At 41.4% G+C, this 22,371-nt stretch carries 22 protein-coding genes; 9 read left to right on the forward strand and 13 right to left on the reverse strand.

Going from position 1 to position 22,371, the window contains the following annotated elements:
- Positions 1 to 8: 8 nt before the first annotated feature.
- Positions 9 to 2,168, forward strand: coding sequence for an ATP-binding protein (locus K1F36_RS12955; RefSeq protein WP_258539064.1), 2,160 nt, complete (start codon positions 9 to 11; stop codon positions 2,166 to 2,168).
- Here the strand turns inward: K1F36_RS12955 and lpxK are convergent.
- The gene (gene lpxK, locus K1F36_RS12960) at positions 2,165 to 3,163 is read right to left on the reverse strand and encodes a tetraacyldisaccharide 4'-kinase (protein ID WP_220114198.1); all 999 of its coding nucleotides are present in this window, start codon (positions 3,161 to 3,163) and stop codon (positions 2,165 to 2,167) included. The genes K1F36_RS12955 and lpxK overlap by 4 nt on opposite strands.
- Before the next feature lie 48 nt (positions 3,164 to 3,211).
- Here lpxK and K1F36_RS12965 point away from each other — a divergent pair, with 48 nt between their 5' ends.
- Both K1F36_RS12965 and K1F36_RS12970 read left to right on the forward strand, forming a co-directional pair.
- Positions 3,212 to 4,306, forward strand: a complete 1,095-nt coding sequence (locus tag K1F36_RS12965) for a Nif3-like dinuclear metal center hexameric protein (protein ID WP_220114199.1) — start codon at positions 3,212 to 3,214, stop codon at positions 4,304 to 4,306.
- Between the two features lie 5 nt (positions 4,307 to 4,311).
- Complete coding sequence (locus tag K1F36_RS12970) at positions 4,312 to 5,091, forward strand: zinc ribbon domain-containing protein (protein WP_207033480.1); 780 nt, start codon at positions 4,312 to 4,314, stop codon at positions 5,089 to 5,091.
- A gap of 80 nt (positions 5,092 to 5,171) precedes the next feature.
- On the opposite strand, the gene K1F36_RS12975 is transcribed toward K1F36_RS12970, so the two are convergent.
- Positions 5,172 to 6,521 carry an FAD-dependent oxidoreductase gene (locus K1F36_RS12975; RefSeq protein WP_220114200.1) on the reverse strand — a complete coding sequence of 450 codons (1,350 nt, stop codon included), beginning with the start codon at positions 6,519 to 6,521 and terminating at the stop codon, positions 5,172 to 5,174.
- 140 nt (positions 6,522 to 6,661) lie between these two features.
- Between K1F36_RS12975 and K1F36_RS12980 the strand changes: the two genes are divergently transcribed.
- From K1F36_RS12980 to K1F36_RS12990, 3 genes are read left to right on the forward strand one after another with little or no spacing between them, the layout of a single operon-like run.
- Positions 6,662 to 6,811, forward strand: coding sequence for a DUF2256 domain-containing protein (locus K1F36_RS12980; RefSeq protein WP_220114201.1), 150 nt, complete (start codon positions 6,662 to 6,664; stop codon positions 6,809 to 6,811).
- Positions 6,801 to 8,099, forward strand: a complete 1,299-nt coding sequence (locus K1F36_RS12985) for a DASH family cryptochrome (RefSeq protein WP_220114202.1) — start codon at positions 6,801 to 6,803, stop codon at positions 8,097 to 8,099. The genes K1F36_RS12980 and K1F36_RS12985 overlap by 11 nt, the downstream gene beginning before the upstream one ends.
- A gap of 3 nt (positions 8,100 to 8,102) precedes the next feature.
- Positions 8,103 to 9,635: a cryptochrome/photolyase family protein gene (locus K1F36_RS12990; protein WP_220114203.1), complete on the forward strand. Its 1,533-nt coding sequence runs from the start codon at positions 8,103 to 8,105 to the stop codon at positions 9,633 to 9,635.
- A gap of 143 nt (positions 9,636 to 9,778) precedes the next feature.
- On the opposite strand, the gene K1F36_RS12995 is transcribed toward K1F36_RS12990, so the two are convergent.
- The 4 genes from K1F36_RS12995 to K1F36_RS13010 form a co-directional block, all read right to left on the reverse strand.
- The gene (locus tag K1F36_RS12995; protein ID WP_108247188.1) at positions 9,779 to 10,324 is read right to left on the reverse strand and encodes a ClpP family protease; all 546 of its coding nucleotides are present in this window, start codon (positions 10,322 to 10,324) and stop codon (positions 9,779 to 9,781) included.
- Positions 10,325 to 10,400: 76 nt separating this feature from the next.
- A complete protein-coding gene (locus K1F36_RS13000; protein WP_220114204.1) occupies positions 10,401 to 11,228 on the reverse strand; it encodes a mechanosensitive ion channel family protein in 828 nt (275 codons plus the stop codon).
- Positions 11,229 to 11,262: 34 nt separating this feature from the next.
- Positions 11,263 to 11,451, reverse strand: a complete 189-nt coding sequence (locus tag K1F36_RS13005; protein WP_108247190.1) for a hypothetical protein — start codon at positions 11,449 to 11,451, stop codon at positions 11,263 to 11,265.
- Positions 11,452 to 12,054, reverse strand: coding sequence for an RNA polymerase sigma factor (locus K1F36_RS13010; RefSeq protein WP_313790072.1), 603 nt, complete (start codon positions 12,052 to 12,054; stop codon positions 11,452 to 11,454).
- A 112-nt stretch (positions 12,055 to 12,166) separates the two neighbouring features.
- Here K1F36_RS13010 and K1F36_RS13015 point away from each other — a divergent pair, with 112 nt between their 5' ends.
- Together K1F36_RS13015 and K1F36_RS13020 are read left to right on the forward strand one after the other, a co-directional pair.
- Positions 12,167 to 12,856, forward strand: a complete 690-nt coding sequence (locus K1F36_RS13015; RefSeq protein WP_220114205.1) for a hypothetical protein — start codon at positions 12,167 to 12,169, stop codon at positions 12,854 to 12,856.
- A gap of 135 nt (positions 12,857 to 12,991) precedes the next feature.
- The gene (locus K1F36_RS13020) at positions 12,992 to 14,497 is read left to right on the forward strand and encodes a S41 family peptidase (protein ID WP_220114206.1); all 1,506 of its coding nucleotides are present in this window, start codon (positions 12,992 to 12,994) and stop codon (positions 14,495 to 14,497) included.
- Between the two features lie 129 nt (positions 14,498 to 14,626).
- Here K1F36_RS13020 and K1F36_RS13025 read toward each other — a convergent pair whose 3' ends face one another.
- The 3 genes from K1F36_RS13025 to K1F36_RS13035 are packed head-to-tail and all read right to left on the reverse strand — an operon-like array spanning position 14,627 to position 17,607.
- Positions 14,627 to 15,775, reverse strand: a complete 1,149-nt coding sequence (locus tag K1F36_RS13025; RefSeq protein WP_220114207.1) for an MFS transporter — start codon at positions 15,773 to 15,775, stop codon at positions 14,627 to 14,629.
- Between the two features lie 41 nt (positions 15,776 to 15,816).
- Positions 15,817 to 17,085, reverse strand: coding sequence for a kynureninase (gene kynU, locus K1F36_RS13030; protein WP_220114208.1), 1,269 nt, complete (start codon positions 17,083 to 17,085; stop codon positions 15,817 to 15,819).
- Between the two features lie 57 nt (positions 17,086 to 17,142).
- Positions 17,143 to 17,607: a GNAT family N-acetyltransferase gene (locus K1F36_RS13035; protein ID WP_220114209.1), complete on the reverse strand. Its 465-nt coding sequence runs from the start codon at positions 17,605 to 17,607 to the stop codon at positions 17,143 to 17,145.
- A gap of 65 nt (positions 17,608 to 17,672) precedes the next feature.
- On the opposite strand from K1F36_RS13035, the gene K1F36_RS13040 reads away from it, so the two are divergent.
- Positions 17,673 to 18,314 (forward strand): O-methyltransferase, encoded by a 642-nt coding sequence (locus K1F36_RS13040; protein ID WP_220114210.1) that lies wholly within the window; start codon positions 17,673 to 17,675, stop codon positions 18,312 to 18,314.
- Here K1F36_RS13040 and K1F36_RS13045 read toward each other — a convergent pair.
- From K1F36_RS13045 to K1F36_RS13060, 4 genes are all read right to left on the reverse strand, one after another.
- Positions 18,280 to 18,852: a phosphatase PAP2 family protein gene (locus tag K1F36_RS13045; RefSeq protein WP_220114211.1), complete on the reverse strand. Its 573-nt coding sequence runs from the start codon at positions 18,850 to 18,852 to the stop codon at positions 18,280 to 18,282. The genes K1F36_RS13040 and K1F36_RS13045 overlap by 35 nt on opposite strands.
- Positions 18,853 to 18,858: 6 nt before the next feature.
- The gene (locus K1F36_RS13050; RefSeq protein ID WP_108247198.1) at positions 18,859 to 19,134 is read right to left on the reverse strand and encodes a Sec-independent protein translocase subunit TatA/TatB; all 276 of its coding nucleotides are present in this window, start codon (positions 19,132 to 19,134) and stop codon (positions 18,859 to 18,861) included.
- A gap of 80 nt (positions 19,135 to 19,214) precedes the next feature.
- A complete protein-coding gene (locus K1F36_RS13055) occupies positions 19,215 to 21,533 on the reverse strand; it encodes a M1 family metallopeptidase (RefSeq protein ID WP_220114212.1) in 2,319 nt (772 codons plus the stop codon).
- 61 nt (positions 21,534 to 21,594) lie between these two features.
- Positions 21,595 to 22,113: a DUF6702 family protein gene (locus K1F36_RS13060; RefSeq protein ID WP_220114213.1), complete on the reverse strand. Its 519-nt coding sequence runs from the start codon at positions 22,111 to 22,113 to the stop codon at positions 21,595 to 21,597.
- Positions 22,114 to 22,371: the final 258 nt, after the last annotated feature.

Genomic DNA, 22,371 nt, shown 5'->3' on the forward strand with positions numbered 1-22,371 from the left:
GCTTAATATTGTGCATACAAACAACTATTGCCCAAAACGACGGCAATTCAGCATCCAATGTCAAGGAGATTTTTAATGATTTTATGAGGTACCGCCACGAGAACAACGTGGACAAAGCCCTTGAAACGCTGAGCCAAGCCGCCAATATTGCAGAAAGGAATGAAGATTCCAAACTATTGTTGGATACGTATCACCAATACGCCAGACTCTTTCTGGAAGAGGGCGATTATGAAACGGCAATTTTTTATTGGGACCGTGCCAGTATATTATTAAAGGACACCTCTTATTCCTTTGGGCAAGCCTTTCACCTATATCTGGATGCATCCCTTAGATATTCCGAAGGAAACAATTTTCAGGCCCTCAAACAGCTGGAAGAATCAAGAAAGCTAAGCAACAACAGGAACCTTACCAACAATATTTTGTTGCAAGAAGCTTACATCTACACCAATATAGAAAAATACAATGATGCCATAAAGAACCTTCATGCACTTATCGTCAATTCTGATGACAAGGAAAGGGCCTATCTAGCAACCAGGGCCAATCTCCAATTGGCAAAAATAAGCGTTACCCTTAACGACTTGGAAGAAGGAATCGTCCATTCCAAAGCTGCGCTGGAGCTAGCAGAAAAACATGGCTTTTCCAAAGAAATCAAAAATGCTTACGAGCAATTGTCCAATATCTACGAAGCAAACGGCAACTACTCGGAGTCATTATTGTACGCAAAGGGACTTTCCAAAATGAAGGATTCCATATTCAATGTGGAGAAAGCAAAGCTTGATGCAAATACGGCAGAGAAAGTACGATTTGAACACCAAATGAACGAGCTCAACAAACTACAGGCAATAAATGAAGAGTTGAGCGAATCCAAAAACCGTTCAGAGATCACGGCAATATTGACTTCGGCTTTTTTGACCATAATCTCTTTATTGGCAGTTTCCTTGTTCCGAAACAACCAAATAAAATTAAAGACCAACGACCTGCTCTACACAAAGAACAAAGAGCTAGAATTGGCGCGTGATGCTGCTGTATCGGCCATGGAGGCGAAAACCAACTTCTTGTCAACAGTAACGCACGAACTGCGAACACCGTTGTACGCTGTAACCGGGCTCACCCACCTATTGTTGGAGGAGAATCCATCAGAACACCAAAAAGAACACCTAAAATCTTTAAAGTTTTCTGGGGAATACCTACTCAATTTCATCAACGATATTCTACAGATAAATAAAATTGATGCAGAAAAGCTGGAACCTCTGAACATCGAGTTCAAGCTACATAAAGTATTGGATGATGTTGTAGAATCCCTACAACAAAATGCCCACGAGAAAAAAACAGAACTTATTCTGGACTACGACCCCACAATTCCTAAAAAGTTGATGGGAGACCCGATTAAGCTTTCACAAATCTTCATGAATTTGGTCGGTAACGCTCTTAAATTCACCAAAAACGGCAGGGTCGAGGTCATAGCCAAAATGCTTAAAAAAGAAGAAGACCAAGTAAAAATTTATTTTGAAGTACGGGACAACGGAATCGGTATTTCGGAAGACCAACAAAAAAATATATTCGAAAGTTTTGAGCAGGGGTCCATCCAAATCAATAGGGAATACGGTGGAACGGGCCTTGGCCTAACAATTGTAAAAAGTCTCTTGGGGCTATTTGGAAGCACCATTCATCTAGAAAGTGAACTGGACCACGGTAGTTCTTTCTACTTTGAGATGGACTTGGATTATGAGAGCAAAGAAGGGGATGAAATTGCATTCGAGCTCAACCTTGATGAATTTCAGTTCAAAGGGCTGCACGTGCTCGTAGTAGAGGACAACAAAATAAATCAGGTGATCACCAAAAAAATGCTCACCAAAAAAGAGATTACCTGCGACATTGCCAACAATGGTAACGAAGCCATTGATATGGCAAAAAATAATACCTACGATGCCATTCTGATGGACATTCACATGCCCGGTATAAGCGGAGAAGAGGCAACTCGCCAAATCCGTAAGTTTGATACGGTTATCCCAATTATAGCACTAACGGCTATTTCTTTGGACGACAGCCTGGACAGTTTCTATGATGCTGGCTGTAACGATGTGGTCACCAAACCTTTTAAACCTGAAGTATTTTATCAAAAAATTGGTGAAAATATTTTTAGGAGCAAAATGGAAGGTTCCATTTAGAACAAATCCTCAATAGCTCTTTGTAGTATCAATCCATCTTTTTTGGAAAAATTGTGGGCAATTTCCAAAAAGTAGAGCCTATCCACCCTACCCTTTAGCCTAACAAAATCCTTTTCCGTAGTAATAATCAGTTCATAATCTTTGAATTTGTCAATTTCCGATGCGTTAAAATTATGGTGATCTCCAAACTCAAAATGCTTAAAATCAACTCCCAAGTCATCAAGATAGCTAACCAAAGGTCCTGGAGAAGCTATTCCCGTTACCAAAGCCACCTGCCTGCCCTTCAATTCGTTCAATGGTATTTTCTCTTCGCTGCCATCACTTACATAATCATGGTAGGCCAAATGGGCAAATAGCACTTTTTGGTGTTTTTCAGGATTTAACTTTGCCTCAATAGCGTTCCTCTCTATGTCATCAATACCTTGTGGACACTTTGTGACAATAATCAAATCTGCCCGTTTGGCTTCCTTTTTGGCATCCCGGAGGCTGCCTGTTGGCAAATACCAGTCGTCTACATATAAGTTTTGATAGGTGGTCAGTAAAATTGAAAAAGTCGGTTTTACCTTTCTGTGCTGAAATGCATCGTCCAAAACAATCACCTCTGGGTTCACCAATTTTTCCAATTTTTCGATACCGTTACGTCTATCGGCATCCACAGCAACAGCAACTTCGGGAAATTTTCTATGGATTTGATAAGGTTCATCACCCAGCTCCAGAACAGTGCTTTTGGCATCGGCCAAATAGAATCCATCCGATTTGCGCTTATATCCTCGGCTCAGCACCGCAGTGTTTCTTTCCGCCAATATCCTTAATACATATTCGGTCATTGGGGTTTTTCCCGTTCCCCCCACACTTAGGTTGCCCACACAAATGGTCGGGGTTCGGTACGATTTGGATGAAAAAACACCTGTATCGAACAAGAAGTTTCGAACATGTACCACCAAGGCATAGATCAACGAAATGGGGAACGCTATTTTCCGGAGCAATTGAAGCATTGAACGAAAATATAATATTTTATCTTTAGCCCAATTAACATTTTTAAAATGACCGTTAACGAAATAGCAAAAGTGCTTGAGGAACTGGCTCCTTTGGCACACGCAGAAGATTTTGACAATGTAGGTTTATTGGTCGGCGACCCCAATATGAAAGTTCAGGGCCTGCTGGTAACCTTGGACACTCTGGAAAATGTGGTAGACGAGGCCATTGAAAAAAAGTACAACCTTATCGTAAGCTTTCACCCTATCATTTTTAAAGGATTAAAAAAATTGACAGGAAGCAACTATGTGGAACGTGTGGTACTCAAAGCTGTTGCCAACAACATTGCCATTTATAGCATGCACACTGCATTGGATAATAGCAAAATGGGGGTAAATGCCAAAATTTGTGAAGTTTTAGGGCTTAAAAACCCTGAAATCCTTATTCCACGGGCCAACAGCATAAAAAAATTGACCACATATGCCCCCATAGCCGATGCTGAAAATATAAAACTGGCCCTGTTCAAAGCTGGCGCCGGCAATCTTGGGAAGTATAGTAATTGTAGTTATAGTTTGGATGGAATAGGGAGTTTTAAAGCAGAGAACGGAGCCAACCCGGCCGTTGGAAAAATTGGTGAAATACATTCCGAGAAGGAGACCCAAATCAATGTAATCTTCTCATTTGAAAAAGAAAAATCCATTTTAAAGGCACTTTTTAACGCCCACCCTTATGAAGAAGTGGCCTATGAAGTACTTACCTTGGAGAATACCAATCAAGATTTGGGCATGGGAATGATTGGCGAGCTTGAGACAGAAATGGACGAAAAACAGTTTCTTCTTTTTACCAAAGAACGGATGAACGCTTCTATAGTACGCCATTCCAAACTATTGGGAAATAAGGTGAAAAAAGTAGCTGTTTTAGGGGGCAGCGGGGCTTTTGCCATTGGAGCTGCCAAGAAATCGGGAGCAGATATATACGTTACAGCCGACCTTAAATATCACGATTTTTACCAGGCCGAAAATCAACTGGTCGTGGCCGATATCGGGCACTTTGAAACTGAGCAGTTTACAAAAGATTTATTGGTTGATTATCTTACGAAAAAAATTCCTAATTTTGCAGTCTCTTTATCGGAGAGTATAACGAATCCCATCAAGTATTTATAAAATATATGGCGAATAAGAAAGAAAGCACTGTAGAGGACAAATTAAGGGCGCTGTACGATTTACAGCTTATCGACTCCAGAGTGGATGAAATCCGCAACGTTAGAGGCGAACTACCTTTGGAAGTACAGGACTTGGAAGACGAAGTTCTTGGTCTTAAAACAAGGTTGGACAAATTAAAAACGGACGTTGAAACCGTTAACTTTGAGATTACAGCAAAGAAAAACCTTATCGACGAGTCCAAGGCGCTTATCAAAAAATATAGCGAGCAGCAGAAAAATGTTAGGAACAGCCGCGAGTTCAATTCGTTGACCAAAGAGGTAGAGTTCCAAGAGTTGGAGATTCAGTTGGCCGAAAAGAACATAAAAGAGTTCAAAGCGCAGATTGAGCAGAAAAAAGAGGTTATCGCACAGACCAAGGAGAAATTGTCTGAGAGAGAAGGTCACCTAAAACATAAAAAAGGTGAATTGGATGCCATTCTTGCCGAAACCGAAAAAGAAGAAAAAGCTCTTTTGAAAAAATCCGAAGAGTACGAAGAAAAAATCGAAGACCGTTTGGTAAAGGCTTACAAAAGAATCCGACACAACGTGAAAAACGGTTTGGCCGTAGTTCCTGTTGAGCGTGGCGCTTCCGGAGGTTCTTTCTTTACCATTCCACCACAGGTACAGGTTGAGATTGCTTCCCGTAAAAAAATCATCACCGATGAGCATAGTGGAAGAATCCTGGTCGACCCACTTTTAGCTGAAGAGGAGCAAGATAGAATGGAAAAACTTTTTGCGAAGCTTTAAGCTGGTCTAAAGTAAACTAATAAAAAAGCCACCTTTTTTAGGTGGCTTTTTCTTTTGATATAAATACGTTTTAAATCTGCTTAACTGTCATTTAAAAGTGCCAATATTTTTTCCTCCACTTCTTTAGAGTCCCATTTTTCCTCAATATTGGGCATTTGCATCACCTGTTTCATAATTGTTTCTTGCATATCCCCTATCGCCAATGCTTCGGAATAAGGTCTATCCGAAAAAGTGACACGGCTATATACGGGCACCCATTTTTCCGGATGCTTGGCAGCAAAGTGCTTTTCAATTTTCTTCTGTAACAAAAATTTTGGGTCGGCCGTTTTACTACTCATCTCCACAAAGTTTCTGTAACTGAGCTCAGCAATCGCGTCCGCATTTGGCTTCCTTTCTTCTTGATATTCAGAAAAAATAGTATCCCAATCATCTCCATGCTTATCCATAAGCTTATTCAGCACGTAGATATCCTCAAAGCCAGCATTCATCCCTTGTCCATAAAAAGGAACTATCGCATGCGCAGAATCGCCTACCAGCGCCACTTTGTCCCAATAGGTCCAAGGGTAGCACTTCATGGTCACCATAGCACTTGTAGGGTGATTAAAAAAGTCTTTGGTAAGGTCTTCTATGTCTTTGCGCACGTTAGGAAAGTACTTCTTAAAAAACTCCCTAGCATCATTCTCTGTTTTTATGCTCTCAAAAGAAACCCCTCCTTCAAAAGGTAAAAACAAGGTACAGGTAAAACTACCATCAATATTGGGCATGGCAATGAGCATAAATTCACCACGGGGCCAAATATGGAATGAGTTCTTGTCCAACTTATGTGTTCCGTCCTCATTTGCAGGTATGGTAAGCTCCTTGTAACCTACATCGATGAAATTCTGGGAATAATTGAACCTGCTACGACGCTGCATTTTATGACGAACACGGGAAAATGCCCCATCACATCCAAAAATCACATCATACTGATATTCCTTCCATTCACTCTTTTCCGTTTCTCCTGTATAAATTTTAGCCTCGGGCAAATCCACGTCCCAGACCTTTTCATTAAATCTAAAAGTGGCTCCTTCTTCCTCGGCCAAGTCTATCATTCGCTTATTCAGGACACCTCGGGATATGGACCAAATGGCTTCTCCATCTTTACCATATTTTTGGAAATACATGGGCTTATCGTTCACGTGCATCGCCCGTTTATCCAGTGGAATGGCAATATCCTTAATTTTATCTCCTATCCCAACCTCATCGAGCGAACGCCAGCCCCTATTGCTCATGGCCAAGTTAATCGACCTTCCTGAAAACTTGATAGTCCTAATATCCGGTCTCCTATCAAAAACGGTAACCGTATGTCCATTTTTTCGAAGATAAATTGCTAAAAGGGAGCCCACCAATCCGGAACCGATGATGGCTATATTTTTTGAAGTCTGTGCCATAGATGCCCAATGGGCTGAATTCTGATTAAAAGAATAAAAATAAGCATTTTGTAGGTTAAACCGGGGAATCTGAATTATTCAAAAAGCTCTTTCAATATTCTGTTTAATATTTTTGTATTTTTATTAAACAATAAAATAAATTGACACATAAGAAACCGCATTTACCCACCAAAATATGTCCTGTTTGCAAAAGGCCCTTCACTTGGCGGAAAAAATGGGCCAAGGACTGGGAACAGGTAATCTATTGTAGTGAACGGTGCAGAAAAAATAAAAACAAACATGAAGACTAGCCTTATTTGGTTCGGAAACAATCTACGTGTTCTTGACAATGAAGCGTTGTATAGGGCTGCACAGTCCAATCGTGTGGTTGCCGTCTATTTTTTTGACCCCAGACAATTCGAGTTAAATTCCTTTGGTTTCAAAAAAACAGAACGTTTCAGGGCGAAATTTTTACTGGAAACGGTACATCAGCTTCAAAAGAATCTAGAAGAACTCAACATTACCTTGCTCGTTTACCATGAAAAACCTGAAGACCGAATTCCCGAGTTGGTAGAACAATTCAATATCAATCATATTTTTCTTCAGCATGAGTGGACTTCGGAGGAGAACCAAGTGATTCAAAACGTTCAAGACCGTTTACCTAAGACCGTATCACTCCACAAAACATTCGACCAGTTCCTTTTTCATCCCGAGGACATTCCTTTTGATTCTTACTCACAGATTCCGCAGGTTTTTACGGTTTTCCGCAAAAAGTGCGAGAAACACGTTCAGGTAAGCCCTTGTTTTGAGAAACCGAAAGTATTTCCAAAGGAAAATCGGATAGGTCCCCCTAAAAATCTCCCTAGTTTACATGACTTGGGATTTTCTTCCTTTGATACGGACGATAGATCGGCCTTCCCTTTTATTGGTGGTGAAAACAATACGCTACATCGAATGCAACATTACTTCTGGGATACCAAAAAACTGGCTTACTACAAAAAAACCAGAAACGGACTCGTAGGCACGGATTACAGTTCCAAATTTTCACCATGGCTGGCCAATGGCAGTATTTCCGCCCGTACCATTTATTGGGAGGTAAAACGCTTTGAAAACGAAATCAAGAAAAATCAGGATACCTACTGGTTGATTTTTGAACTGATATGGCGTGATTACTTCAAGTACGTTTCCTTAAAACATGGCAACCAGATTTTTAAAATTGATGGCATCCTTCAAAAGGAGTATGACTGGCATTCGAACGAAGCCGCTAAACGTGACTGGATCAACGGAGAAACGGATGATGACTTTGTCAATGCCAATATGATAGAGCTCAAAAAGACCGGTTGGATGAGCAACCGTGGCCGACAGAACGTGGCCAGTTATTGGTCCAAACATCTTACACAGGATTGGCGTATTGGAGCCTCCTATTTTGAAGCCATGCTCATTGATTACGATGTGCATAGCAATTGGGGCAATTGGATGTACAACAGTGGCGTGGGGAACGACCCGAGGAACAGGATCTTTAATACCAAAAGGCAAGCAGAACGCTACGACCCGAACAAAAAATTCCAGAGCCTTTGGCTCCAACCTACTTTATTTTGATTCATGAAAACACTCAGACTTATCCTCGGTGACCAGCTTAATCTATCGCACAGTTGGCTGGACCAAGAGAACGATCACCATATTTACCTGATGGCCGAAATGCGGCAAGAGACGGATTATGTAAAGCATCATATCCAAAAAGTGGTCGGTTTTTTCCGTGCCATGAGAAATTTTGCGGATGCTTTGGAAAAAAAGGGTCATAACGTAGTATATTTTAAAATCGGTGATAAAAACAATCCCCAAAACCTGCCCGATCTTATTGACCAAACCATTTCTGAACACAAGATTGAAAAGTTTGAATACCAATTGCCCGATGAATACCGATTGGACCAACAGCTTAAGAAAATTTGTAAATCCATATCCATTCCTTCGGAGGCTTTTGACACGGAGCACTTCTACACGAAAAGGGATGAGCTAAAAAATCATTTTAAGGGCAAAAAACAATTGTTAATGGAAAGTTTTTATCGGATGATGCGAAAGAAGCACAACATTCTGATGGAGAACGACCAACCTGAAGGTGGAAAATGGAATTTTGACCAGAGCAACCGTAAAAAATGGGACGGTTCCCCTAGCATTCCAAAGGAACTGTCATTCAACGCGGATGTTACCGAACTACTGGAAGAAATCAAAAGTGCAGAGGTAAACACTTTTGGGAACATTGATGCCAAAAACTTTCCTTGGCCCACCTCCTACCAAGAATGTACGGAGCTATTGGATTTTTTCTGTTCGAGACTATTGACCTATTTCGGGGACTATCAGGATGCATTGCATACCCAAGAGAAATACTTGTTCCATTCCCGATTGTCCTTCGCGATGAACAGTAAAATGCTGTCGCCAAAAGAAGTCATCAACACCGTGGTGGAACACTATTACGAGCATAAAGATGATATCGATATTTCGCAAGTCGAGGGATTTATCCGCCAGATATTGGGTTGGCGGGAATATATGCGCGGTGTGTATTGGAAAGAAATGCCAAACTATGCTGAATTGAACAAACTGGAGAACCATAATCCGCTCCCGGATTTCTTTTGGACGGGGAAAACCAAAATGAACTGTCTGCACAATGCCATTGCCCAGAGTTTGGACAATGCCTACGCTCACCATATTCAACGTTTGATGGTTATTGGAAACTATGCTTTGCTGACACAGGTAAACCCGGACGAAGTGGATGCATGGTATCTAGGTGTATATATAGATGCCATTGAATGGGTAGAGATTACCAACACCAGAGGAATGAGCCAATTTGCGGATGGGGGCCTTGTAGCCACCAAACCTTATGTGAGTAGCGCCAATTACATTAATAAGATGGGCAATTATTGTAAGGAATGTTCCTATAGTCATACAGTTAAGTCGGGAGAGAAATCCTGTCCGTTCAATTCATTGTACTGGAATTTTTTGGAAGAGAAGAAATCACATTTTAAGAACAACCAACGCATGTCGATGATGTTGAGCTTGCTGGAAAAAAAAAGTCAGCAGGAACTTTCTGAATTAAAGGAACGAGCGGAAAAAATCATACAAAATCCCGACGATTTTTGATTTTAACAATTCTTTAAAATCTGTGGGCTGCTACCTTGTCGTATATCTAACAAATAAAATATTCCGCTACGGCGCCTATATATAAAAAGTCCTTCACAATACGTTGCGAAGGACTTTTCACTTTTTAAGAGTTATGGTCTTATTTACAAGATTCCATCCACAATACCATATTCAACGGATTCTTCGGCACTCATCCAGTAATCGCGATCAAAATCTTTCATTACCTTGTCATAAGGCTGTCCACAATTCTCAGATAGAATTTTAGCGCCCAGTTCCTTGGTCTTGATGATTTCCCTTGCCTGAATCTCAATATTTGAGGCCTGCCCCCTTGCACCACCACTTGGCTGGTGAATCATGACACGGGCGTGCGGCTGGATAAACCTTCTGCCCTTTTCGCCCACCGATAAAAGTATGGAACCCATAGAGGCGGCCAAACCAGAACAAACGGTAGACACAGGGCTTTTTATTTGTTTAATGGTATCGTAAATAGCAAAACCAGAGGTTACATATCCTCCCGGGCTATTGATAATCAATTGAATCTCCTTATTGTTCAACATATCCAAATACAGCAACCGGTCGATTACGTGCTTTGCAGAATCATCATCTACTTGGCCCCACAAAAACACTTTGCGGTCGTCTAACAGTTTTTCTTGAATCAATTCCTGAACTTTTCCTTTTTTTGAACTCATTTTTTACGTGTTGTAAGACTTCAAAAATAATCAAATTCCAAGGAAGTTACCGCACTTGTTTTTCACAATGGCCGTATTATGATTTTATCTGCACCTTTTGCGATACCACATCCTTGATCGGGATAACGTACTTTCCGCTTCTTGTCTCCAAAGTCAAACTATTGTTTTCTATGGATTTAATGACTCCTTCATCATCCCCTATAACTATTCTATCGCCTACCACATATGTCTTTCGGGTGTAAAATGCCCTAAGGATATCGGCAACAATTTCTTTGGATCCCAATCCTACCCCCAAAGCAAATGCCAAAAGGAAAGAGCCCAGAATCAATGTGATATTATTGGTAATAATAGTGGTATCGACACCTGCCTGGTTCAATGCGGTGATGGACATAAAGATGACGATCACATAGAAAAACAAGTTGCTTACGATATTGGAACCTCCAAATTCCAGTGAATCGAACAAACGCTTGACCGTCTTCTTCACAAAATTACCGATGTAGAACCCGAGCATCAATAGTGCCAAAGCGCTAAAGAACTTAGGAAGATAATGTAAGAGGTTGCCAATTTCCTTGGATATGATTTTCCAATCCAAAATATCAGCAGCTACGATCAAAAACACCAAAATCAAAAACCACCGAACAAACCCCAAAATAATTTTTATGATATCTACATTGAGGTCTCCTTTGCCGGTGACGTCCATGCCATTGATCTTATCATTGAGCATATCCACTTTGGCCAGTTTAAGGATTTTCTTCAGAAGGAAGAGTACAATTTTGATAACGATCCAACCTAAAATCAAAATAATGATAGCGCCCAATATTTTTGGGAGGGCCAGCGCCATCTCTTTGCCCATGCCAGACAGGGACTCCAGGGTCACATTTTTCCATTCATTAATAGTCTCCATAGTTGTTGTTTATTTATAGTGTTCTGTTAGTTGATTAGTTGTCACCCATTGTTCGGAAAAGCTTACGCAAAGCACTGCCCAAATTAATCGAGAACAATGAAGCCATGTCCATGATCAACTTTGCGGCAGCAATGTCGTTCATCACTTTTTGCTTCATTTCCGGTGGGGCCTCGTGCAAGGAAGCCTCCAGCTCTTTGAATGGGTTTTTGTGTTTCTTTGCCATCTATTCGAGGGTATTATAGATTTCCAATAGTCTTTCTTTGGCTCTTTTAAGCCGCATTTTTACTGCGCTCTCCCCTATATCCAATAAGTTTACCAGTTCCTTTATACTGGCTCCGTCCTGATACTTTAACAATAAAATGGACCGCTCTTCAGCGGAGATGATTTCTAGGCATTTCTTGAGTTTATCGGCTTTCATCTCAAACAACCTCTCATCGGGCACCTCTTCTGTAAGTTTGTATTCCGAACTTTCTACCTGTACGGATTTGTCCCGAATTTTAAGTTGCTTGTTCCGATTTACATAGTTCACACAAAAATTATAGGTAAAAGAATATAGCCATGTAGAAAACTTCGATTTTCCCTTAAAGGTCCGAAGTTTGATAAATAATTGAAGAAAGACATCTTGGGTCAAGTCTTCCGCCTCGTCCGCAGATTTCGCAAATCCGTAACATTTGTTATAGACCATTTTCACATAGCGGTCATACAACTTCCCAAAGAGCATAGGGTCATTGTCCGCCACAATCTGTTTTACTAATTCCTCATCAGAAAGATGTACGTATAAGTCTTCCTTTTCCAAAAACGCTTTGTCGGGGTTACTTATAAGTATTAGAAACAAGTTTTTTAAAAAAGTCACTTCAAAAACAGATTTATGGGTCAGGCTTTTTAAAATGGGGCGCAAAATAACGGATTTTCACACTATATTTGGTTAAAAATCAGATATGAAGACCTATTACATCGTTGGATTGTTCGCTATTTTATTTTTCGCATCCTGTAAAACGGAGCCAAAACAAAAAGAGGAGACCCAAGAAGCGGCCGAAACCGATAAATCGGTCCCGGAACTTATTGCCGAAGCCCATGGTTTTGAAAACTGGTCGGCTGTGAAGGAAATCACATTTACCTTTAATGTAGATAGAGATTCCATGCATTTTGAACGCAGTTGGGACTGGAAACCCAAGAGCAACATGGTAACGGCCATTTCGGGGCCCGACACCCTTACATACAATCGAAATTCCATGGACAGTATTGCCCAAAAAACAAACAGTGGTTTTATCAATGACAGATATTGGTTGATGGCCCCTTTTAATTTGATGTGGGACTCCGGCAATTATACCTACGAACATACAGCTGAGGCCACCGCTCCAATCAGCAAAGAGCCTATGCAAAAGCTCACCATAGTGTATGCCAACGAAGGTGGTTACACTCCCGGTGATGCATATGATTTCTATTTTAAGGACGATTATATAATTCGCGAGTGGGCCTATCGAAAATCCAACCAAGAAGAGCCCAACTTGGTCTCCACTTGGGAAGATTATGTAGAGATGCAGGGATTGCAGTTATCGAAGCAGCACAATCGTCCCGAAGGTGGCACCAACTTATATTTCACCGGGCTTACGGTAAGCAAGGAGTAATAGCTTTCTTTGATTTTGTGGGCATAGTTTGCTCACAAAAAGCATTTTCAAAATTCTCCCCAGCGCTTAAAAATGATGTTTTCCATCGTTTATTTTCCTATTTCGGGAAATGAAACTTTTGAAACAAAACTATAAATGAGAATTAAAAACCTTATCATCCCATTATTTTGTCTGGTGACCATACATGTACAAGCACAGGATAATTGGCTCACCAAAAAACAAATAACAGAGGATGTTGAATTTTTGACCAAAACATTAAATGAAAAGTCTTCCTATGCTTATCTGAACGGTTTTGATTTCAACAAGGATTTTGAAAATTATCTTACATCGTTAAAAGATTCCACCCAACTTGAAAATTTCGGTTTGTTTATCACCAACACTTTGGCCAAAATCGGGGATAGACATTCCGCTTTAAATGGCATTAGAGGCTACAGCCTAAACGAATCCTTATTCTTACCGTTTGTTTACGCACCTGTTAACGATAAAGTTGTTGTCCTGAATTATGATCAGGATAAAACCTTGAAAATCCTAAATCCCCGCTTCCCCTACCTCAAAAAGATTGATGGTCTCGACATAGATGAATTCTTGCAAAAAACGCGGCCAGAAGATATTAAGGCCCCCAAAGAGACCTATTTTACCCTAGCAGTTCGCGACATTAGGGACATACAAAAAAATTACATCCTATTGGACAAAGCACTACCGAAAGAAATCGAATTAACCCTTTCGGACGATTTATTCCAAAATGACACAACTTTAATCGTTCCTGTAATAGGTAAATCAGAACGGCAAAGACCATGGGATGAAAAATTTGAAAGGGACTATCTTTTTATAAAGGACGAGGACTTCAACCAACCCGAAATTATTGATGGTCTATTTAGTTTGGACGACCAAATCGCATACATCAAATTACCGGAAATGGTACGTAAGGATGAAGCTCCCCTACTTTTTGAGAAAGTCAATTCATTTATGAAATCGATTCGAAACGACAGCGAAGCCCTAATTATCGATGTCAGGGCCAATGGTGGCGGAACACGGGACTTGTTATATGAGTTTGCAAAATATTTGATTCACCCTGACTCCGTTCATGTTATAAATGTAGTCAAGCAAAGAGGGCCACTCCCCTTGCCAAAAGATTATAAAGAAAGCCTACACAGCCGATTTTTATATTCTTTTTCGGAATTGAATGACAGGGAACAGAAAAAGGTAACTGGGTTTTTGAAAAATTTCAACCCAATGTATGAATTGGATAACGCAAAGTACAGCGAATATCATTTTGGATTGTTGAATGGAGAGAAATTATCCACTGAAGGACTGTACTACAACAAGCCTATCTATATTTTGGCCAACGAAAAAACTTTTAGTGCCGCATCTGTTTTCGTCTCTGATTTCAAAGGAATTCCGAATATAAAAATTGTTGGGGTGACAACGGATGGTTCTAGTGGCAATAGCAATTGGGTCGACCTCCCAAATTCAAAATTGTTCGGGAAAATCAGTACAATGGTCTCCTTTCAAAAAAATGGAAAGGTTTTGGACGGTTACGGAACAACACCTGATATAAAAATAGAAAGGGACATGAACCAAGTGCTTTGGCAATCGGACACACAACTTGAAAAGTTAAGAGCCCTGATAAAGGAAAAATAACTGTCATCTAAGAAGTTGGTATGGCCGGAAACTGATAACTTAGAAAATCATATAACCTGCAATCGGCCAAATAATTCGTTACAGTTATGGAACATTGATCAATTCTGATATGAGCACATACAATTGATTTTATTTCCCCCTCCTTCGCAGAAAAAATGTAATCCCAAAAACCAAAAGGGCCATACACAGCAACAAGACAAAGCTATAGTTTAGAGAGGCACTTTCTGCAATAAACCCTAGAATAACAGGCCCCAACAAAAATCCGATATACCCGAACCCAGCTATAAAAGCAACACCTTGGGAAGAATCCACCCCTTTTACATTCCCTCCGATACGGAACAATTCGGGTACTATGACCGAAAAGCCAAGACCGTTAAGAGCAAATCCAATTATGGACCAAGTAGTGTTTTGTGTCAGCACCAAAACAAAACCAATAGCAGCAATTAGTGCTCCCAACCCTACTATTCTTATGGGCCCAATTTTTGCGCTGATACCATCGCCCAGAAACCGACCTAAGGTCATAGTTGTGGAAAATGCCAAGAATCCCGCACCAATAAGCAGCTCTGGTGCCATGGTCATTTCTTTGAGGTAAAGTGCGCTCCAATCTATAATGGCACCTTCGCTACCAAAGGATACAAACCCAATAATGCCAAGCAAAAGCAACGGCTTGAACAATTTTAGACTGAAAGGCTCCTTCTCTACTGGAGCGGCAACCACTTGGATATAATGTTTCTTTAGAAAAAAATTGATGATAAATACCAACACCACGGTAACGCCCATGTGCAACACAGGGTTTCCAATCACAGGAATCAGGAAACTGCCCAGGCCTACCAAAATACCGCCCAAACTAAAAAAGCCATGGGCCGCGGACATAAAGTTTTGTTTGTCTTCCTTTTCAATCTCGGTGACCAAAGTGTTTATGGCTATATCTATAAATCCATTGCTCGCCCCAAAAAGGTACAAAGCTGCCATCAGCATATAATAATTGGGAGCCATTAGCGGCAACATTGCTGTTACCGAAGCAAATATTACCCCGTACCATGACGACCTTCCGACCCCAAATTTATTGATGACCTTGGAAGCCACAGGGAAAATAGTGAAAACCCCCAGCGACAAGCAGAACAGGGCTATGCCCAAATCTGCTTTATTTATATCCAGTTTTTCCTTTACGGTGGGAATATAAATGGCCCATGTCCCAAACCAAATATTGATACTGGTAAATACCCATGCCACTCCAAAATATCTTGGATTGGACAGAATAAGCCATAGGGATTTCATCTAATGGTGGTGTTTAGTCGGTTCATTTAGTGCATTGGTTCTTATTTGCTCTGTATACCCTCTTTTAAGATTTGTCCAAAACGATACATATCCTCATACGAACAGTACAATGGAGCAGGTGCCAGTCGGATAACATTCGGCTCCCTCCAATCGGTGATCACACCTTTTTTCATTAAATAGTCAAAAATGGATTTCCCTTCGCCGTGCAAAAACACGGAGAGTTGACATCCTCTGTCCGCAGGAGTGATAATTTCAAATGTGCTATCTACTTCCTTATCTATCTCGTGGAGTACATATTCCAGATAGGCCACAATGGTCTTTTGTTTTTCGATTAGTGCATCCATACCCACTTCATCAAATAGTTCCAGAGAGGCCAAATAGGGAGCTACGGACAAAATGGGCGGATTGCTCAGTTGCCATGCGTCGGCGGTTTCAATAGGGTCGAACTCCGGCTTCATTAAAAAACGTGTCTCTTTTTTGGTTCCCCACCAGCCTTCAAAACGGGGGATGTCCTCTTTGCCCAAGTGTTTTTCGTGCACAAAGACTCCCGATGCGTTCCCCGGGCCACTGTTCATGTATTTATAGCTGCACCAAGCGGCAAAATCAGCACCCCAATCGTGCAGGTTCAATTTGATGTTTCCAACGCCGTGGGCCAAATCCCAACCAACAAAGGCACCAACATCCTTGCCTGCTTTGGTAATGGTTTTCATATCCAATACTTGCCCATTATAATAATTGACACCACCCATCAACACCAAAGCCAGCTCATCCCCCACTTCATTTATTTTTTGGATGATATCCCCGGTACGCCATGCATGTTCCCCATCTCGTTTTTTCACTTCTACTATGGCATCCTCGGGATTCAGTCCGTGATAACGCACCTGACTTTGCAACATATATTGGTCGGACGGAAACGCCTTCTCTTCGCAGATTATCTTGAACCGTTTTTCGGTGGGTCGGTAAAAGGACACCATCAACAAATGAAGGTTTACGGTTAGGGTGTTCATCACCGAAATTTCCTTGGGTTTTGCCCCTACGACCTTACCCAAACCCTCGGCCAGTCTTTCGTGATAGTCCCACCAAGGCTTATCAGCATAAAAGTGTCCTTCGACAGCGAGCTCTCGCCAGTCCTTCATAACCTCATCAACAAACTTTTGGGTACGTTTGGGTTGAAGCCCAAGTGAGTTGCCCGTAAAATAGATTACATCCTTTCCGTTGACTTGTGGATAGTGGAATTCATTTCTATAGGAAGCCAATGCATCGGAAGCATCGAGCTTTTTGGCATATTCAAGCGTATTCTCGAATGTCATTCTATTTTGGTTTTCATCAAAAATACAATTTGTAGCAGTAATGTGATCAAAAGAAAATTACTCCAAACGCATTTCGATGATGTGCTTTTTAAATCCTACTTTTTCATAAGCCTTGATTGCCGGTAGGTTTTCATTGTAGACCGTCAATCGGATTTCCTTATAACCTTGGTCCAGGGACCATTGTTTAAGCCCATCCACAATCTGAGCATTGATTCCCTTCCCCCGAAAATTTTCATCGGTATACATAAAACCCAAATATGCGTAAAACTCATGGTCCAGATAATGCCTTGCTCTTTTGGGAATGGCGTAGCCAGAAGCCACGACCCCACCATCTATCTCTGCGACCAAAACACATGCTTTTGTATCCTGAATCATTTCTCCAATATCGTAATAACTGATAGGTCCTTCTTTTATAGTAACATCAAAAGGACGCTCTGCCTTTATGATTTCCTGTTCAAAGTTGAGGAGCTTGGGCAAGTCTTCCAATGTGGCGGTTCGTATACTTACCTTTGGTAACGTCATGAGGTTCTTTTGTTTTATCAAGCAGTCAATGTAGTTCTTTTCTATATTTTTGCGAAAAATATATCATGCATTTCCTATCGCCCATTTTGGAGAGTTATATTGCCAACAGTTCGGAGGACGAGCCCAAATTATTGCAGGAACTTACCCGAGAAACGCACTTAAAGGTGGTGCAGCCCAGAATGATCACCGGGCATTTTCAAGGTAGGGTGTTAAGCATGTTGTCCAAGGTCATCAACCCCAAATATATTTTGGAAATTGGCACCTACACGGGCTATTCGGCCTTGTGTTTGGCGGAAGGGCTTCAAAAAGATGGGAAACTGCATACCATTGAGGTGAACGAGGAACTCCATGAAATGCAGCGCAGGTATTTTGACAGAAGCGGGTTTGGCCCTCAAATCAAACAACATATTGGAGATGCACTTGATATTGTTCCCGAGCTTGACCCAACTTTTGACCTTGTTTTTATTGATGCGCAAAAGGTAAACTACGATGCCTATTTTGAAGCTGTCATCCAAAAAACGAGACCTGGCAGTGTTATTCTTTCTGACAATGTGCTGTGGTCCGGAAAAGTGGTGGAACCGTTACAAAAATCGGACAGGGCCACTGCTGTATTGCTCGAATACAATCAAAAATTAAAAGAAGATCCTAGAGTGGAAACCGTATTGTTGCCCATTAGGGACGGACTGACGTTGAGTAGGGTGCTATAAATCGTTGGTAAATCCAGAAGAAAAGTAATCCGGACAAAATCCCAACTATCATTCCAACGATAATATCAATGGGGAAATGCACGCCTACGTAAATACGGCTCATGGCAAACAATAGAGGCCAGATAAAAAAGAGGGTCGCCCATTTTACCTTATGTCTTAAAAAGAGAAATACCAATGTGGTTATAGAAAATGAACTGGAGGCATGGCCAGAGAAAAAGCTATAATCCGTTGGACTTTTCAAAATACGGATCAGGGTGTTGATCTCTTCCGTATTATTGGGCCTTAGCCTAGCCACCGACACCTTGGTGATATGGGTAATGGCCGTGATAAAGACCACCAAGCCCAGCACGGTGAGAAACTTGTACAAAGCTTCGGTTTTGGAAAACTTCAGGTAAAAAAGAAGGAGAAAAAGGATAAATAATGGTATCCAAGTGGAAATATTGGTAACGGTAGACCAGAAAACGTCGTAATCCTCTATGCCCAGTGCGTTGAGATAAACAAAAGTGTCCCTATCCCATTTGAGCAATTTTTCCAACATAGAATTCTACTTGTTCAGATCTCTTTTGATGGAACCGGAAACTTCGTTCACATTCTTCTTTACATCGTCGATTTCCTTACGGATGTTCTTTGTGAAATCGGTATCCACATCATCCGCACTTTTCTGTATTTCCCGTTTAATATCGTCCGTTGCGTCCTTAAGTTGACGCATTCCTTTCCCGAGGCCCTTGGCGATACCGGGAATCTTGTCCGCACCAAACACCATCACCACTATAAATAGGATGAAAAAAATCTCGGCTCCACTAATAAATAGAAATTGCATGGCACAAATATAATCAGAACTTCATTCCAAAATAAAAAAAGCCCCGTGAAATCACGGGGCTCTTAACATAGTTTTTTATGTTACCTGTCTCCTTTGATATTTTCCTTGAATTTATCAAAGTCGGACTTCTCGTCTTTCTTGGGCCAAGCGTTGTTGGTAGTGTCGATATCCGCAGTTTCCAATTTTGGATCTACTACAATCCCCACCAATTCTTTTTGGGTGGCCATTACCCGTTTTACCTCAGCATCGTTCTTTCTCCAGATTTCTGGTGGATACGTGATGTTCTCGGTAGTTCCATCCGCGTAGGTATACTCTACGATCAATGGCATTGGTATTCCTCCTGGCTTATCAAAAGTGATCTCGTAAAAATACTTTGGCTCCTTGACCTGGGCTCTTTCGGCTTCGGTCATGTTATCCATCATAAATTCCTTAAGGTTTTTGGAAGTCTCGGTCGGGGATTTTCCTTTTAGCTCCGGAGCAAAGTCCTCACTATCTTCCTCGGCCAAATATACCAATGGTGGTAGGTCGGCTTCGGTAAGGTTTCTATCGGCCATATATTTTTCCATTTCCTTGGTAGGCTTGTTGGACACATAGTATTTTTTAACACCGGATACACCGATATCTACATAATCGGTAGTGTAGAACCAGCTTCTCCAGAACCAATCCAAATCCACTGCGGAAGCATCTTCCATGGTGCGGAAGAAATCCTCTGGGGTCGGATGCTTGAACATCCAACGTTGGGCGTAGGTTTGGAAAGCATGATCGAACAATTCTTCTCCCATTACGGTTTCCCTTAAGATATTAAGTGCCGTTGCCGGTTTACCGTAGGCGTTTGGACCCAATTGATACACATTTTCCGGGTTGGACATGATAGGGGAAATGTAACTTTGGTCTCCTGCCATATAAGGCACAATATCCGCTGCTTTTCCTCTTCTTGATGGATATTCGCTGTTGGGGGCTATCACTTCAGGATAGTTTTTACCGAATTCCTGTTCTGCCAAATATTGGGCAAAGGTGTTGATTCCTTCATCCATCCATCCCCATTGACGCTCATCGGAATTAACGATCATAGGAAAGTAATTATGGCCGACCTCGTGGATGATCACACTGATCATTCCATATTTTACCCTGTCGGAATACGTACCATCCTCATTCGGACGTCCGTAGTTCCAGCAAATCATCGGATATTCCATTCCCTGGTTCTTTGCGTGAACGGAAATGGCTTTGTGGTAAGGGTAATCAAAAGTATGCTTTGAATAGGTCTGCAAGGTCTGCACCACGGCTTTGGTGGACAGTTCCTCCCAAAGTGGGTTTCCTTCTTTTGGATAAAGGGAAACTGCCATTACATCTTTGTTGCCTATTTTAACGGCCTGCATGTCCCAAACAAATTTTCTGGACGAGGCAAATGCGTAATCCCTCACATTGGCTGCTTTGAACTTCCATGTCTTGGTGTCGGTAGAAAACCCTTTTTCCGCTGCTTCTGCCTCTTCTTGGGTTACAATGATCACGGGCTTATCGTATGATTTTTTGGCCTGCTTGTAACGCTTCATCATTTCTTTGGAGAACACTTCATCTCTGTTTTGAAGTTCTCCTGTTGCATCCAATACGTGGTCTGCAGGTACAGTGATGCTTACTTCGTAGTTACCAAATGGCAACGCGAACTCTCCGCTTCCCCAGAACTGGTGGTTCTGCCATCCCTCTACATCGCTGTAAACGGCCATTCTTGGGAAAAACTGTGCGATGACATAAGCACGGTTCCCGTCTTTTGGAAAATACTCGTAACCGGAACGTGCCCTATCCACAGTATGGTCTGGAATATTGTACCACCATTTGATGGAGAATGAAACTTTCTCCCCGCTTTTTAACGGTTCGGGGATATTGATCCTCATCATGGTCTGGTTGATGGTGTAAGACAATGGCTTTCCGCTGGCATCGGTAACCGATTGTATATTGAAACCACCATCGAACGGCTCACTTATATAGGTCTGGGCAAAGTTGTCCGCCGTATAGGCGATATTTACACCATTGCCGTCCCGCAAAGGAGACTTAGAATCTTTGGCCCGCACGTTTTGATCTAATTGCACCCAAAGAAACTCCAAATCGTCCGGCGAATTATTCTGGTACGTAATCGTTTCTTCCCCACTGATCTTCGCGTTCTTGTCATCCAACTGGATGTCCATTACGTAGTCCGCCTGCTGTTGATAATAATCAGGGCCTGGGGCACCTGAGGCGGAACGGTACGTGTTGGGAGTGGAAAACTCCTCATACAATTGTTTGAATCTACTTTGGTTGTAATGACCGGGCTCCCGCTTTTCTTTCACGTCCCCTTCTTCTTGAGCCATAACGACGGCTCCAACAAGGAACAAGACAGAAGCTAAGCAATACTTGAATCTGTTCATTTTTTTATCTGATTTAATAGCGGTGAAAAATAACATATTTTAACCAATTGTTAAGAATACATCATAAGTTTAACATTCCTTTGTTGTTCTGACGGATCAGCATAAAACTTTTTTTGTTTCCGTTCCATTTGACATGTACTATATTCTGCTGATCATCAAAGAGATCCATAAGCACTTCGTTCTGTATGGTCATGCTTTTTGTTTCCGATAACTTTACATTGGGAATTTCCAGATAACAGATCACCATATCGTTATCGTAGCGTTTTCCCAAAAAATTATATTGAACAGGCTCACCATCCAGTTCTATCGCAAACTTTGTCCTAAAATATTTTTCGATGTACTCGTCCGCCAACTTGGATTCCTTTGGCGTGGCCAATTTCGCCTCAATGTCATACCGTTCTTTCAGCAATTTATCGAGGTCGTCTATAAAGACCCTACTGGTAACCTGGAACGCGCTATCATCTTTGGAATAGGCGATATTGGTAACACTTACATAATATTTATGGGCGGATGAAAAGGATAGCAACAACAACATTACCAAAGGTAAAAATGCCATCCTTCCTTTTTTTAGTGTCATCATGTGGTATTGGGCTTTAATTGCACAGCAATGTTACAGTTTTAGAAATCTTTCTGCAATTTACCTGCCAAACTTTTATCGGACATCGGACATCGGACATCAGACATCAGACATCAGACATCAGACATCAGACATCAGACATCAGACATCAGACATCAGACATCAGACATCAGACATCTAAAAAAATCAATCCAAATTATTGCTCTCCCGGTATGCCCTGCTCTTTTGTATCATGATATCCAAGATTTGAAGTTTGTCACC

Origin of the sequence: Flagellimonas abyssi, assembly GCF_019457905.1 — a bacterium.
GTDB classification, from domain to species: domain Bacteria; phylum Bacteroidota; class Bacteroidia; order Flavobacteriales; family Flavobacteriaceae; genus Flagellimonas; species Flagellimonas abyssi.

What these genes read in the sequence shown, in the direction of transcription:
- K1F36_RS13050 (WP_108247198.1), bottom strand. Translation starts at nt 19,134, where the DNA reads ATGCAATTTCTATTTATTAGTGGAGCCGAGATTTTTTTCATCCTATTT.
- K1F36_RS12990 (WP_220114203.1), top strand. Translation starts at nt 8,103, where the DNA reads ATGAAAACACTCAGACTTATCCTCGGTGACCAGCTTAATCTATCGCAC.
- K1F36_RS13035 (WP_220114209.1), bottom strand. Translation starts at nt 17,607, where the DNA reads ATGACGTTACCAAAGGTAAGTATACGAACCGCCACATTGGAAGACTTG.
- K1F36_RS12970 (WP_207033480.1), top strand. Translation starts at nt 4,312, where the DNA reads ATGGCGAATAAGAAAGAAAGCACTGTAGAGGACAAATTAAGGGCGCTG.
- K1F36_RS13015 (WP_220114205.1), top strand. Translation starts at nt 12,167, where the DNA reads ATGAAGACCTATTACATCGTTGGATTGTTCGCTATTTTATTTTTCGCA.
- K1F36_RS12965 (WP_220114199.1), top strand. Translation starts at nt 3,212, where the DNA reads ATGACCGTTAACGAAATAGCAAAAGTGCTTGAGGAACTGGCTCCTTTG.
- K1F36_RS13025 (WP_220114207.1), bottom strand. Translation starts at nt 15,775, where the DNA reads ATGAAATCCCTATGGCTTATTCTGTCCAATCCAAGATATTTTGGAGTG.
- K1F36_RS12995 (WP_108247188.1), bottom strand. Translation starts at nt 10,324, where the DNA reads ATGAGTTCAAAAAAAGGAAAAGTTCAGGAATTGATTCAAGAAAAACTG.
- lpxK (WP_220114198.1), bottom strand. Translation starts at nt 3,163, where the DNA reads ATGCTTCAATTGCTCCGGAAAATAGCGTTCCCCATTTCGTTGATCTAT.
- K1F36_RS13020 (WP_220114206.1), top strand. Translation starts at nt 12,992, where the DNA reads ATGAGAATTAAAAACCTTATCATCCCATTATTTTGTCTGGTGACCATA.
- K1F36_RS12975 (WP_220114200.1), bottom strand. Translation starts at nt 6,521, where the DNA reads ATGGCACAGACTTCAAAAAATATAGCCATCATCGGTTCCGGATTGGTG.
- kynU (WP_220114208.1), bottom strand. Translation starts at nt 17,085, where the DNA reads ATGACATTCGAGAATACGCTTGAATATGCCAAAAAGCTCGATGCTTCC.
- K1F36_RS12985 (WP_220114202.1), top strand. Translation starts at nt 6,801, where the DNA reads ATGAAGACTAGCCTTATTTGGTTCGGAAACAATCTACGTGTTCTTGAC.
- K1F36_RS13040 (WP_220114210.1), top strand. Translation starts at nt 17,673, where the DNA reads ATGCATTTCCTATCGCCCATTTTGGAGAGTTATATTGCCAACAGTTCG.
- K1F36_RS13045 (WP_220114211.1), bottom strand. Translation starts at nt 18,852, where the DNA reads ATGTTGGAAAAATTGCTCAAATGGGATAGGGACACTTTTGTTTATCTC.
- K1F36_RS13000 (WP_220114204.1), bottom strand. Translation starts at nt 11,228, where the DNA reads ATGGAGACTATTAATGAATGGAAAAATGTGACCCTGGAGTCCCTGTCT.
- K1F36_RS13005 (WP_108247190.1), bottom strand. Translation starts at nt 11,451, where the DNA reads ATGGCAAAGAAACACAAAAACCCATTCAAAGAGCTGGAGGCTTCCTTG.
- K1F36_RS13055 (WP_220114212.1), bottom strand. Translation starts at nt 21,533, where the DNA reads ATGAACAGATTCAAGTATTGCTTAGCTTCTGTCTTGTTCCTTGTTGGA.
- K1F36_RS13060 (WP_220114213.1), bottom strand. Translation starts at nt 22,113, where the DNA reads ATGATGACACTAAAAAAAGGAAGGATGGCATTTTTACCTTTGGTAATG.